13 protein-coding genes are annotated in these 13355 nt (G+C 66.5%); 3 read left to right on the forward strand and 10 right to left on the reverse strand.

Features of this window, described 5'->3' with window-relative positions:
• Positions 1–90: 90 nt before the first annotated feature.
• The 3 genes from N825_RS15055 to N825_RS15065 all read left to right on the forward strand — a co-directional run bounded on the left by N825_RS15055 (position 91) and on the right by N825_RS15065 (position 2849).
• Positions 91–1035 carry a LysR family transcriptional regulator gene (locus tag N825_RS15055; protein WP_037453307.1) on the forward strand — a complete coding sequence of 315 codons (945 nt, stop codon included), beginning with the start codon at positions 91–93 and terminating at the stop codon, positions 1033–1035.
• A 102-nt stretch (positions 1036–1137) separates the two neighbouring features.
• Complete coding sequence (locus N825_RS15060; RefSeq protein WP_157619243.1) at positions 1138–2145, forward strand: calcium-binding protein; 1008 nt, start codon at positions 1138–1140, stop codon at positions 2143–2145.
• Positions 2146–2465: 320 nt separating this feature from the next.
• Complete coding sequence (locus tag N825_RS15065) at positions 2466–2849, forward strand: DUF4351 domain-containing protein (RefSeq protein ID WP_037453312.1); 384 nt, start codon at positions 2466–2468, stop codon at positions 2847–2849.
• Here the strand turns inward: N825_RS15065 and N825_RS15070 are convergent, their stop codons facing one another.
• From N825_RS15070 to trpB, 10 genes are all read right to left on the reverse strand, one after another.
• Entirely contained in the window at positions 2850–3884 is a 1035-nt protein-coding gene (locus N825_RS15070) for an aldose epimerase family protein (RefSeq protein ID WP_037453314.1), read from the reverse strand. It abuts the gene before it with no gap.
• Between the two features lie 8 nt (positions 3885–3892).
• Complete coding sequence (locus N825_RS15075) at positions 3893–5164, reverse strand: glycerate kinase type-2 family protein (RefSeq protein WP_037453318.1); 1272 nt, start codon at positions 5162–5164, stop codon at positions 3893–3895.
• Positions 5165–5214: 50 nt separating this feature from the next.
• Positions 5215–6102 carry a 2-hydroxy-3-oxopropionate reductase gene (glxR, locus tag N825_RS15080; protein WP_037453321.1) on the reverse strand — a complete coding sequence of 296 codons (888 nt, stop codon included), beginning with the start codon at positions 6100–6102 and terminating at the stop codon, positions 5215–5217.
• Positions 6099–6815 carry a FadR/GntR family transcriptional regulator gene (locus N825_RS40785; protein WP_037453325.1) on the reverse strand — a complete coding sequence of 239 codons (717 nt, stop codon included), beginning with the start codon at positions 6813–6815 and terminating at the stop codon, positions 6099–6101. The genes glxR and N825_RS40785 overlap by 4 nt, the downstream gene beginning before the upstream one ends.
• Before the next feature lie 19 nt (positions 6816–6834).
• Complete coding sequence (locus N825_RS15090) at positions 6835–7602, reverse strand: aldolase/citrate lyase family protein (RefSeq protein WP_037453328.1); 768 nt, start codon at positions 7600–7602, stop codon at positions 6835–6837.
• A 52-nt stretch (positions 7603–7654) separates the two neighbouring features.
• Positions 7655–8473, reverse strand: coding sequence for an NAD-dependent epimerase/dehydratase family protein (locus tag N825_RS15095; protein ID WP_037453331.1), 819 nt, complete (start codon positions 8471–8473; stop codon positions 7655–7657).
• A 150-nt stretch (positions 8474–8623) separates the two neighbouring features.
• On the reverse strand, positions 8624–9559 hold the full coding sequence (locus tag N825_RS15100) for a DMT family transporter (protein ID WP_037453334.1): 936 nt from the start codon (positions 9557–9559) through the stop codon (positions 8624–8626).
• 112 nt (positions 9560–9671) lie between these two features.
• Entirely contained in the window at positions 9672–10349 is a 678-nt protein-coding gene (locus N825_RS15105; protein WP_157619247.1) for a hypothetical protein, read from the reverse strand.
• Positions 10350–10570: 221 nt separating this feature from the next.
• Positions 10571–11725 carry a coiled-coil domain-containing protein gene (locus N825_RS15110; protein ID WP_157619249.1) on the reverse strand — a complete coding sequence of 385 codons (1155 nt, stop codon included), beginning with the start codon at positions 11723–11725 and terminating at the stop codon, positions 10571–10573.
• A 140-nt stretch (positions 11726–11865) separates the two neighbouring features.
• Positions 11866–13104 (reverse strand): tryptophan synthase subunit beta, encoded by a 1239-nt coding sequence (gene trpB / locus N825_RS15115; RefSeq protein WP_245613125.1) that lies wholly within the window; start codon positions 13102–13104, stop codon positions 11866–11868.
• Between the last annotated feature and the right edge of the window lie 251 nt (positions 13105–13355).

Consider the following 13355-nt stretch of genomic DNA (forward strand, 5'->3'; position numbering starts at 1 on the left):
CCCCTTTGGTGTTTCGACGCGAAGATGGCTTATCCTGGCTGAACATATAATCGGCTTGAAACCGATTTCACTTTTCGCTGTGATCGAAGAATGGAACTCAGCCTCTCCGATCTGACACTCTTCACCCGAACAGCGGCGCTCGGCAACATCAGTGCCGCGGGGCGGGAACTCGGCCTCGCCCCGGCGTCGGCCAGCCAACGGCTTCAAGCGATCGAACGGGAGATCGGCGCCCGCTTGTTCCACCGCACGACGCGCAAGGTGGCCTTGAACGAGGACGGCCGCGTCTTCCTCGCCTACGCGCAGAAGATCCTGGCCGACGCGGAGGAGGCGCGCGACGCCGTGACGGGCGCCCAGTCACCGGCGGGAACGTTGTCGATCACGGCGCCGGCCTCGTTCGGGCGGCAATACGTCTCGCCCATCCTGCCGGACTTCATGAAGGAGCATCCGAAGCTCAAGGTGCGGTTGCTCCTGATGGATCACGTGATCGATATCGTCAGCGAGGGGATAGACGTGGCGATTCGCGTCGGAGCCCTGCCCGACAGTTCGCTGGTCGCGAAGCGGCTGGTGCCCAACCAACGTGTTCTCTGCGCGGCTCCCGCCTACTTGGCGGCCCATGGCACCCCGGACCAGCCATCCGATCTGGAGCGACACGCCTGCCTCGTCCTCGGCGACCAGCGCGTATGGCGCTTCGACAGCCCTGGAGCGCTTAATCGCTTGCCCCTTGGCGAGGTCGCGGTCCGTGTCACCGGACCACTGGAGAGCAACCATGGCGAAGTCATCAAGGATGCGGCCCTGGCTGGTCTCGGCATCGCGATCAAATCGACTTGGGATGTCGCCGCGGCACTGCGCGACGGTCGTCTGGTGGCCGTGCTCACGGATCATCCGCTGGCGGGAGACAGCGCGATCTGGGCGGTCTACCCGAACGCCCGGCTGCTGCCGGCGCGCGTCAGGTTGTTCGTCGACTTCATCGACCGGCGTTTTGGCCATCCCACGCCCTTCTGGGATGACAGTGATTATACCGAAGGACCATCATAAGACTTACTATTTGGTTAATGAGATCCTACCCCGGTAACGTGCTATTAACCTTATCGATTGGTGGGGCTGGGGCGGCTCCTGGTTTGCTGGGGATGATGTTTGATGGCAACGCATATTGGCACTTTGGCGCGCGACGTGATTTACGGTACCCGCTGGGCCGACACCCTGCGCGGCCAGGGCGGCAACGATTATCTCAACGGACAGGATGGCAACGATGGCCTGTTCGGCGACGCCGGCGACGACAAACTGGATGGCGGCGCTGGGAACGACACGCTGCATGGCGGCGATGGCGTCGACGCCCTGTTCGGGGGCACCGGATCGGATGTGCTTCACGGCGACGTCGGCAACGACTACCTGTCGGGCGGCGCCGGTTTCGACCAGCTATTCGGCGGAAGCGGCAACGACCGGCTGGTCGGGGGCGAGGGCACCAACGACCTGTACGGCGGCTCCGGCAACGACACGCTGGTGCTGGAGGAGTATGGCGCGGTCCAGGAAACCTCGTCCCGCTTCGTCGGAGGCACCGGCTTCGACACCCTTCACGTGATCGCCGGAGACGCGACGGTACTGGTAGATCCGTTCACCGGATCGCTGGAGACGGCGCCCGCCCGCATGGTGATCGACTTCGACGACGACCGGTCCGGTGGCGCGCTGTGGTTCCAGGATGCCGGAGAGTGGGCCTTCGAAGGCGCCGGCACCTTCTCGGAGATCGAGGCCTTCACGGTATCCACCGACACGCGGCTGGACTTCCACGGCGGCAAGGACGACGCGACCGTCACTGGTGGCCGTCACGCCGACCTGTTCGAGGGCGGCGCCGGCGACGAGACCTTCATCGGCGGCGGCGGTGCGGACCTGTTCCTGATGTCCTGGAATGGCCCCGGAACCGGCATGGGCAGCGATCGCATCGTCGGGTTCAACGCCGCCGAGGGCGACCGCATCGAATCCGCTTTCTTCACCGGCGTCTTCGGAAGCAACCTGAAGACGACCGCCGTGGAGAAGAACGGCCACACCATCCTCACCAGCCGCATGTCCGACGGCACCGTGGTCCACACGCTCGACGTGGACGCGGTCGGCCTGCCGCCGGGCACGCTGGCGGATCACGTCTGGGCGTGACTGGGAGCATTCGAGCATTTCTGCCGTGGGTCAGCTAGAGCTGCCACCAGCACGAGGCGCCGATCCACCGTGAATGAAGTTATTCCGTCTTTTGATTTCTTCGTAAGCTGGCGGCGACGGATTCCTGAGTCCGCCGATTTGCTCTCAACCGTAGATCGGGTAGAGCGCAGCGGCACCCGACGAGCAGGCGAGTTGGTGTCGGGTGCCGCTGCGCTTTACCTGATCTACGGCTACGATTTCGCCAATTAGCTTCAATCGTGGTGGATCGAAATCGCATGCCGGTGGCAACTCCAACCGATCTACGGTGCCAATTGGTGGCCATGGTCCGCTACATTATGGTCGAGGGCGACGAGACCGACGCGGCCATGGTCCGCGACATGCTGCGCGAGGTCACCCCGAATCAGGAGACGAAGGTCATGGGCTCAGCGTTGGACGCCTACAAGGCGGAGTGGAAAGCCGAAGGCATCGAGATCGGCGTGGCCGAAGGCATCGAGATCGGCGTGGCGAAGGGTCAGGCAAAGGGCATGACCAAGGGCAAGACCGAGCTCCTGACCCGCCTCCTGATACGCCGCTTCGGCCCTCTACCCGACGCCGCGCTGGACCGCCTGGCCAGCGCCTCCGACGACCAGTTGAACGCCTGGGCCGAAAGCGTGCTCGACGCCCCGTCGCTCGACGCGGTCTTCGGGGAACGCCGAGCCAACTGATCAGGCGAAACGGTACACCGTCGTCGACTCGAAGGCCCCGCCGGGGTCCAGGCGGGTCGATGGGAAACCCGGCTGGTTCGGCGAGTCGGGAAAGTGCTGGGTCTCCAGGCACAAGCCGTCACCCTGGCGATACAGCTTGCCGGCGGCACCGATCAGCGTCCCGTCGAGATAATTGCCGCTGTAGAACTGGATGCCGGGCTCCGTCGTCAGCACCTCCAGCACCCGCCCCGACACCGGGTCGCGCAGCCGGGCCGCCAGCGTCAGCTCCCCAGGCGACGGCTTGTCCAGCACATAGTTGTGGTCATAGCCGCGGGTGATCGCCAGCTGCGGGTGCCCGTCCCGCAACCGCGAGCCGACCAGGGCCGGCTGGGTGAAGTCGAACGGCGTGCCCGCCACCGGGTCGAGCGCGCCGGTCGGGATCGAGGTCCCGTCGACCGGGGTGTATCGGCTGGCGTTGAGGAAAAGCTCGTGCCCCTCGATCGTCCCGGTCCCGGCCCCCGCCAGATTGAAGAAGCTGTGGCCGGTCAGGTTGACCACCGTCGGACGATCCGTCACCGCGTGGTAGTGGATCGTCAAGGCGTTGTCGTCCGACAGCGTGTAGGTCACCGCGACATCCAGGGCGCCGGGATAACCCTCCTCGCCATCGGGGCTATGATGGGACAGCGTCACGGCACCGTCGCCCGTCTGATCGGCCCGCCAGATCCGGCTGTTGAAGCCACCCGGCCCACCGTGCAGCGCGTTGGCGCCATTGTTCGTCGCCAAGGTGAAATCCCGGCCATCCAAGCTGAAGCGCCCCTGGGCGATCCGGTTGGCGTAGCGCCCGACCACGGCGCCGAAATAGCGGCCCGGTGCCAGATAATCCTCGACCCGGTCGAAGCCCAGGACGACATTCGCGACTCGTCCGGCGGCATCCGGCACGTGGAGCGCCTTGATGACGCAGCCGAGGCTCAGGATCTCGACCACCATGCCGTTGTCGTTGGCCAGCGTGTGGAGGTCGACGCCGTCGCCGAACGGTCGCTTGGAATGCGAAACCATGGCCAGCCCTACTCCGCTTTCTCGATCAGGATGGCTCGGAAGTCGTTGACGTTGGTCAGCGTCGGCCCCGTGATCACCTGATCGTCCAGCGCCTCGAAGAAGCCGTGGCCGTTGTTGTCGGCCAAGCAGGCCTTGGCGTTGACGCTCCGCTCGGCCGCCCGCGTCAGGGTGTCGGGCGTGAAGATGGCGCCCGCGACCTCCTCCGCGCCGTCGATGCCGTCGGTGTCGCCGGCGATGCCCCAGATGCCCTCGGCACCGTTGAGCGCCACCACGGTGGACAGCAGGAACTCGACGTTGCGACCGCCCCTGCCCTCGCCCTTGACCGTCACCGTCGTCTCGCCGCCGGACAGCAGCACGCAGGGCGCCGGCAGCGGGTGACCGTGAGCGGCGGCCGACAGGGCGATGCCGGCCATGATCTTGCCGACCTCCGTCGCTTCGCCCTCCAGCGCGTCACCCAGCAGCAGCGGCGTCACGCCGGCGTCGCGGGCGATCTTGGCGGCGGCCTCCAGCGAGAACTGCGGTGTCGCGATCATGATGTTGGTGACGTTGGCGAGGCGCGGGTCGCCCGGCTTGGGCGTCTCGTCCTCACCCCGGTCCAGGTGCCGCTGGACCGCGTCTGACGGCGTGATGTTGTAGCGCCGGAGCACGGCGCGGGCATCCTCGAAGGTCGAGGGGTCGGGCACGGTCGGTCCCGAGGCGATGACCGAGGGATCGTCACCGGGCACGTCGGAGATCAGCAGGCTGACGACCTTGGCGGGATACGCCGCCGCCCCCAGCCGGCCGCCCTTGATGGCGGAGAGGTGCTTCCGCACCACGTTCATCTGCCCGATGTCGGCGCCGGACGCCAGCAGCGCCTTGTTGACCCGCTGCTTGTCCTCCAGCGTCAGGCCGGCTGCCGGCAAGGCCAGCAGGGCCGAGCCACCGCCGGAGATCAGGAACAGCACGAGGTCGTCCGGCCCGGCGCTCTCGGCCAACTTCAGCACGCGGGCCGCGGCGGCGTGCCCGGCCGCGTCCGGCACCGGATGGGACGCCTCGACGATCTCGATCCGCTCGCACGGCGCCCCATGGCCGTAACGGGTGATGATCAGCCCCTCGATCGGACCCGGCCAGTTCTCCTCGACCGCCTTCGCCATGGCGGCGGAAGCCTTGCCGGCGCCCAGGACGATGGTGCGCCCCTTGGGTGGAGCCGGTAGATGCCGAGGCACCACCTTCTCCGGCAACGCGGCGTCGACCGCCGCGTCGAACATCGCCCTCAGCAGGTCCCGCTGCCGTGTCGCCATGGTGAATTCTCCTTCTTCTCGATGCGTTCTTATTTTTCGTGGGTCCGGCGTCAGTCGGAGCCGATCTCGTGGTTGGCCATCAGTTCCAGGGCCCGCACCAGCGCCGAGTGGTCCCAGGCGGCGCCGCCATTGGCCGAGCAGGTGTTGAACAGTTCCTGGCAGGTGGCGGTGTTGGGCAAGGCCACCTTCAGCTGCCGGGCGCTCTGCAACGCCAAATTCAGGTCCTTCTGATGCAGCTCGATCCGGAAGCCGGGATTGAAGGTCCGCTTGATCATCCGCTCGCCATGGACCTCCAGGATCTTCGAGCTGGCGAAACCACCCATCAGCGCCTGCCGGACCTTGGCCGGATCGGCCCCTGCCTTGGAGGCGAACAGCAGGGCCTCGCCGACCGCCTCGATCGTCAGCGCCACGATGATCTGGTTGGCGACCTTGGTGGTCTGGCCGTCGCCATTGCCGCCGACCAGCGTGACGTTCTTGCCCATCAGGTCGAACAGCGGCTTGATCCGGTCGAACACCGCCGTCTCGCCGCCGACCATGATCGTCAGGGTTCCCGCCTTGGCGCCAACCTCACCCCCGGACACGGGAGCGTCCAGGTAGTCGCAACCCAACTCGTTGATCCGCTTGGCGAACTCCTTGGTCGCCATCGGAGCGATCGAGCTCATGTCGATCACCGTCTTGCCGGCGCTCAGCCCCGCCGCGACACCTTCGGCGCCGAACAGCGCCTCCTCGACATCGGGGGTGTCCGGCACCATCAGGATGATGACATCCGCCGCCTCGGCCACCGCCTTGCGGGTCTCGACCACCTTGGCTCCCCCGTCGACCAACTCCGCGGGAATTGGCGAACGGTGCTTGACCACCGTCAGCTCATGGCCGGCCGACAGGATGTGTCCGGCCATGGGACGGCCCATGATGCCGAGCCCGATGAAACCCACTTTCATGATTCGATCTCCCGTTGTTCGCTCGATGGCCACTCCTCGGCCATCATGATTCTCTGGACGCCCAGCAGATGATCGCGCATCGCGTCACGGGCCGCCCTGGCGTCACGCAGCCGAAGGGCGTCCAGGATGACGTCGTGCTCGACCACGGACACCCGCTGGTTCTCCGGCAGCCCAGCCCGGCGGCTGAGTTCGGCGAAGATCGGCTCGTCGCTGTCATCCCACAGCCGCTCGACCATCGCGGCCACGACGGAATTGCCGGTCGCCGCCGCGATACGGACGTGGAACAGGCGGTCCTCGGCGCGCGTCGCGCGCCCGGCGGCGACACCCCGCCGCATCAGCTCGGCCACCTCGGCGATGCCGGCCAGGTCGGCGTCGGAGGCGTTCGCCGCCGCCATGGCCGCCACCTCCGGTTCGACCAGCATCCGCGCCGCGATCAGGTCGAAAGGGCTGGGACCAATGTCGGACGAGGCGAAGGGCGGCGCCGCGTCCCGGACATAGGCGCCGGACCCCGTCCGCACCTCGACCAACCCCGCGATCTCCAGCGCGATCATGGCCTCCCGCACCGTCGGCCGACTGACGCCGAGCTGGCGGGCGAGGTCACGCTCGGGCGGCAGGCGGTGCCCGGGGGGAAACTCCCCCTGGCGGATCAACTCGCCCAGCTGTCCGGCGACCTGCTGGTACAGCCGCTGCGTTTCGACGGTCTGGATCGGCACGGTCCGCTCCGGTCGCCGCTCAGGACGTCTTGAACTTGGCCGCCAGTTGCTCGGTCCCGCGCGCCAGGATCCCCAGATCGGCGCCGACGGCGGTGAACAGGCAGCCGAGTTCGATGTAGCGGCGAGCCAGCTTCTCGTCGCCGGTCAGGATGCCGGGGACGTTGCCGCACGCCTTGATCCGGGTGATGGCGTCCTCGATCACCGGCTGCATCTCCGGATGGCCGGGGCTGCCGAGATAGCCCAGCGCGGCAGACAGGTCGCCGGGACCGATGAAGACGCCGTCGACGCCCTCGACCGCCGCGATGGCTTCCAGGTTGTCGAGCCCCTGCTGGGTCTCGATCTGGACCAGCACGCAGATCTCCTCGTGGGCGCGGGCGTAATAGTCCTTGACCCGGCCGAAGCGCGACGCCCGGCTGGCCGAGGCGAAGCCGCGGACGCCATGGGGAGGATAGCGGGTCGCCTCGACGGCCTGACGGGCCTCGTCGGCGGTCTGGACGTAGGGGATCAGGAAACTCTGCACACCGGCGTCGAGCAAGCGCTTGATGATCACGGTGTCGTTCCAGGCCGGTCGCACGATCGGATGCGCCGTGCCGCCGGTCGCCGCCTGAAGCTGGCTGTGGACCATCGGCAGCTCGTTGGGCGAATGCTCGGTGTCGATCAGGATCCAGTCGAAGCCGGAACCGGCGATGATCTCGACCGTCACATGGCTCGACAGGCTGCTCCACAGGCCGATCTGCTGCTGACCGGCCTTGATCGCCTTCTTGAAGGGGTTGAGTGGCATATCCATGGCGTGATCGTTCCTCCCGTGTTGTTTTGTCCGCCGCCCGCTGCTGAACGACCTATGCCCCCAAGGGCCGGGGCCGCTTTTCGGGCGGGGTGAGATCCATGGTGACGAAACCGCCGCCCTGGTGGCGCCGGGCGACCGGATCGAGCGGATTGGGTTTGGCCAGGATCTCGGCGGCGTGATCCTCGGCGTTCTGGCGTGGCACATAGCCCAGCCGCTCCGCGCCGGCGTTGTCCCAATAGGACCGAGTGTTGGCCGAGACGCCCCAGACGGTCAGGTGGCCGACCGCTGGCGCCGTGACGCAGCGCGCGATCAGCTCGATCATGTCCTCGTGGCCCAGCCAGGTGCTGAGATGGCGGAACTCCGTCGGGCGCTCCGCCGCCGTACCAATCCGGACGCTGATACCCTCGATGCCGTGCTTGTCCCAGTACATCCGGGTCATCGCCTCACCCCAGACCTTGCTGAGGCCATAGAAGCCGTCGGGCCGGAATTCACAGTCGAGGTCCAGCTTCTCCTCCACCGGATACATGCCGATCGCGTGGTTGGAACTGGCGAACACGACGCGCCGGACGCCGTGGCGGCGGGCACCCTCATAGACTTCGTATAGCGCCTTCAGGTTGTTCTCGATGATCTCCGGCAACGGCTTCTCGACGCTGGTTCCCGCCATGTGGACCAGCACGTCGATGCCGGACAGCAGCCGGTCGACCACGGCCGGGTCGCGGAGGTCGCCATGCATGACCTCCTCCTCGGGCGCCAGCGCCTCGAGCGGGCGCGACCCGCCGGCCGAGCGCAACGTGAAGCCCCGCGCCAGCAAAGCGGGACGCAGCACGCGGCCGATGGCGCCGCCAGCGCCGGACAAGGCCACCCGCGTCATCTCAGAATCCTGGAGGTGACTTTCCGCCTTGAAAACGAGCCACTGGCCGGCATCCGCGCTTCCCCCATCCCTTATGGTGTTTTTCAGACGCCTGGAGCGTCTTTTTGTTCGTCTAACCGACCATCAGTGTCGGTCAAACCGTCGCCAGCGTCAACCGGCTAAGCGGCTTGGTGGCCTGACCAATTTCGCTGGCCGCCGCTCCTGTGCCAAAAGGTAGAGACCGGACGCGATGATGATCGCCGCTCCGGCGAAGGTCCAAGGCGACGGGACGTGGCCGAACACCAGATAGCCCAGCGTCACCATGCCGATGATCTGGGTGTAGGTGAACGGCGCCAGGGCCGAGGCCGGAACATGGCGGTGGGCCATGATCAGCAGGAAATGCCCGCCGGCGCCGAACACACCCGTTCCCGCCAGCAACGCCCAAGTCGCCAGATCGGGTGGTGTTTGCCAGACCGCGTAGACCCAGGGCAGCAGGGCCACCGTCGGAAAGGCCGCGATGACGATCAGCATGCTGCCGGGCGACTCGGTTTGCGCCAGCGACCGGGTCATGATGACGTAGCCGGCGCTGCTGACGACGGAGGTGAGCGACAGCAGGACCGCCCAATGGACCTCCGCGAATCCGGGCCGGGTGACCACCAGGATGCCGGCGAAGCCGACCGCGATCGCCACCCAGCGCCGTGGGCCAACCGTTTCCTTGAGGAAAATCACCGATAGGACCGCGATGAACAGCGGCCCCAGGAACTGGATCGTCACCGTCTCGACCAGTTGCAGGTACCGGAGCGCCATGAAGTTGAGGCCGGTTGAGATCGTCAGCAGCGCCGCTCTGCCGAGTTGGGCCCCCGGCCGCGACGTCCGCCACGCCGAACGCGACCGCCACGGGTTGAGGAACACCATGGCGAGGACGAAGTGGGTCGCGTAGCGGAACCATACCACCTCGACCGTCGGCACCTGCCGGCCGCTCAGCTTGGCGAGCGTGTCGAGGAAGCAGAACAGGGTCACCGCCGATATGGCGAGCCCAATGCCCTGAAGGCGCCGTGCCCTCAGGGTGGCGGCTTCGGTCGGTGTCGACGCCTCGATCTGGGTCACGGCCGAGACACTACAGGTGCGGGGATCACGGGTGGGGTCCGTTCGTCACGGTGCCGGAAGTCGATACACCAGTGATATCCCCAGCGCCGCCATCAGGCAATCAACCATATCGTCAGCGGAGTTGCCAAACCCCGCCCGGCGCCCCCGCCGTCTCCGTGCAAAGCGGCAGGGCCTGCCCGTCGCGATAGACCCGATAGCATTTGCCGGGTTCCCCCGGCAGGAAGCGGGAGGCCGGATCGAGCCCGGCGGGAACCCCGTCGGTCAAGAGCCACCGGCTGTCGGACTGCAGGCAAAGCGACGCCGGCTTGGGACGGCAGTCATGCTGACCCGCCGGACAGGCCTGATAGCTGACGGTGTAGCATAGGTTCGACGCCGGAGCGCTTTGGCCGCCCCCTTGACCACCGTTCTGGCCGCCCTCCCGCGCCACCGCCTCCGGCGATCCGGTCGCGCCGCTCAAGGTACCCGGCGTTCCGCCGTTTTGGTCCCCTGGCGTTCCGCCGGTGCAGGTATAGCCAGCGGCCTCGAAGTCGCGCTTCAGCTTGTCGATCGCGTCGACGCAGACCTGACCGGTTTCCCGTGCCTGCCACAAGGTCTTCGGCGGTTCGTCGTTGCGGTAGTATCGGACAGTGCAGGGCACACCGCCCGGCTCGAAGATCCTGTCCATCCTGCGGATCTGGTCGGTGGTCCGGCAGACATGGGTTTCCGTCTCCTCGGCACTGGTCACCGCCGGCTGGATCAAGACGCAAGCCACCATGGCTGACAGGACGGCCCGACCGATCCAACGCGGCATGACCCGCGGCCCTCCGGCCTCTTCGTCGCGGTCCCGGATCAATGATCTCTCCCTAACCTTCCACGATATCGGACCTGTTAACACGTCCGATCCGTTTTGAGGTCAAGAAGGGACCGATCCGGACCCTCGATCCAGGCGATCTTTCGGCTTAACGCCAGTTGGGAGCAAGCCGAAAGATAATCCGCATCAAGGATCACCGGCCCAGGATCACTGGCCCAGGATCACTGGGTCGGCTGGCTCGATCCGCTGGCCGGAGCGTCCCCGCCATCCGATCCACCCGAAGCCGGCATGGCCGCCGCGCGCAGCACTTCCGCCTGATTGACCATCTGATCGCGCAACAGTGTCAACTGCTTCTCCGCGTCCAGGAACACCGCCTTGGCGGCCTCAGCCTGACGGGTCGCCTCTTGCTGCTGCTGGCGCAGCGTGTTCAGCGCCTGCGAGCGCTGCGCCACCTCGTTGCCGATGGCGGCGAGATTCTGGCTGGCGAGGTCCGCCGCCTGCTGAAGCTCGGCCACCCGTTGCTGGCCTTGGGCGATCTCGCCATTCAGCGCCTCGCGCCGCGCCGTCAGGTTGGCCAACTGTCCATCGATCTCCTTGGCCTCGGCCTCGATCCTCGCCACCTGTTCGGTCAGTTCCTCCTTGGTGCCGACCGCGGTCTCCATGGCCGCCATGTCGGCGAGAACCCGCTCTCGGTCGGCTCGCGCCGCCTGGATGCCCTTGTCCAGGTCCGCCACCTTGGCTTCGGCGATGTCGCGCGCATGGGCGACGCCACCGATCCTCTGGACCAACTCGTTACGCTCCGTCAGCAGGTTGGCGCGCAGGCTCTCCAGCCGGTCGACCTCCTCGACCAGCGGCCGCAACGCGTCACGCTGGCTGGTCAACGCCGCGACCTGCCTCTGGAGTTGGGCGGCGTTGGTGTCGCCGACATCGCGCGCCCAGGTCACGGCGCCCAGCTTCTGGACGATTCCATTGCGCTCGGTCAGCATCATCGACCGCTCGACCTGGAAGCCGTCGATCTCCTCGCCAAGGCTGGCCACTTGAGCGGTCAGCGGCGTGAGCGCGTCGCGCTCGCCGGTGACCGACGCCAACTGGCCCTGGACCGTCGTCAACTGGCCTTGGGCATTGGTCAACTGCCCCTGGGAGACGGTCAACCGACCCTCCAGATCGGCGACCCGCCCCTTCAGCGCCTCGGCCTCCCCGGCGTGGGTGCTGGCCCTGCTCCAGCCGGCGACCGCCAGGATCAAGGCGATCGCGGTCGCACCGGTGAGGCCATAGATCGTCCACCAGTTTACCCAGCGCGATCCCTGTCCCGTGGCACTTGTGTCATTGTGAGCGGCGGTACCCGTGGGTACGGCCTGTTCTCCATTGTGAGCCACGCTCGCCTCCCTATGCTCAATGTTATAGGCTCGATGTTTTGGCTAGGGGGCCATAGTGTCCAACTCAAGTCAATGACCGGGTCAGTACTAACGGACTTCTCCAGGGACTACGACTTTCGCACTTTCCGTCCCATTTGGTGTCAAGGTTGACCAGCCATCATTTCCGCCACCTGCGGAACGTCCTTGTCGCCACGGCCGGAAAGGGACATCACCATGACATGATCGGCTGGAAGGGACGGCGCCATCTCGACCACCTTCGCCAAGGCGTGCGCGGGTTCCAAGGCCGGTATGATGCCCTCCAGCCGGGTCAGCAGGTGAAAGGCCGACAGGGCCTCCTGGTCGGTGGCGCTGATGTATTTGACGCGGCCGATCTGATGCAACCAAGAGTGTTCAGGACCGATGCCCGGATAATCGAGACCCGCGGAGATCGAATGCCCCTCCTGGATCTGCCCATCCTCGTCCATCAACAGGTACGTCCGATTGCCATGGAGCACGCCCGGCCGCCCTCCCGTCAGCGAGGCGGCGTGCTTGCCGCTCTCCAGGCCAAGGCCGGCGGCCTCCACGCCATAGATCAGCACCTCGCGGTCGTCCAGGAAGGGGTGGAACAGGCCCATCGCGTTGGACCCGCCGCCCAGGCACGCGATCACGCTGTCCGGCAAGCGGCCTTCCGCCTCCCGCACCTGTTCCCGGACCTCGTCGCCGATGACGGTCTGGAAGTCGCGGACCATCATGGGGTACGGGTGCGGCCCCGCCACCGTGCCGATGCAATAGAACGTCTCGCGGACATTCGTCACCCAATCCCGCAGCGCCTCGTTCATGGCATCCTTGAGGGTCATCGACCCCGACATGGCCGGCACGACGGTGGCGCCCAGCAACCGCATCCGATCGACGTTGGGCTTCTGCCGCTCGATGTCGACGGCACCCATGTAAATGACGCACTCCAGGCCGAACCGGGCGCAGAGCGTCGCCGTCGCCACGCCATGCTGGCCGGCGCCGGTCTCGGCGATGATCCGGCGCTTGCCCATGCGACGGGCCAGTAGGATCTGCCCCAGCACGTTGTTGACCTTGTGCGAGCCGGTGTGGTTCAGGTCCTCGCGCTTCAGGTAGATCCTGGCGCCGCCCAGGTGCTCGGTCAGCCGGTCCGCGAAGTACAGGGGGCTGGGACGGCCGACATAGTGTTTGAGGTACCCACCCATCTCCGCGTGATAGGCCGGATCGTTCCGGGCGAGCGCGTAGGCCGCCTCCAGCTCGAGGATGTTAGGCATCAGCGTTTCGGAGACGAAGCGGCCTCCGAAGATGCCGAACCGCCCGTCCTCGTCGGGACCCGCCCGAAGCGTGTTCGGCAGGTGATGGGGATCTTCGATCAGGCACGAACTCACAAGCTGCTCCTCGGTTTTGACGGAGGGCGCTCGGTCGAACAGCGGGGATCAAACAAAAAAGCCGCTCTTCGTACAGAGCGGCCCTCCCATGACAAAATGATGCCAGAAACGCCGCTCGCTTAAGCGGGCCACCACCGGCGGGACTGTGTCTGGTGCGTCATCATGATGGAAGGTTACCAGATGGCTGGACCGAAGGAAAGGTGGAACAACCCAAACCCAGCGGCTCGCCTTCCCTTCGGACCGATTTACGA

Source organism: Skermanella stibiiresistens SB22 (genome assembly GCF_000576635.1).
Taxonomy (GTDB): Bacteria; Pseudomonadota; Alphaproteobacteria; order Azospirillales; family Azospirillaceae; genus Skermanella; species Skermanella stibiiresistens.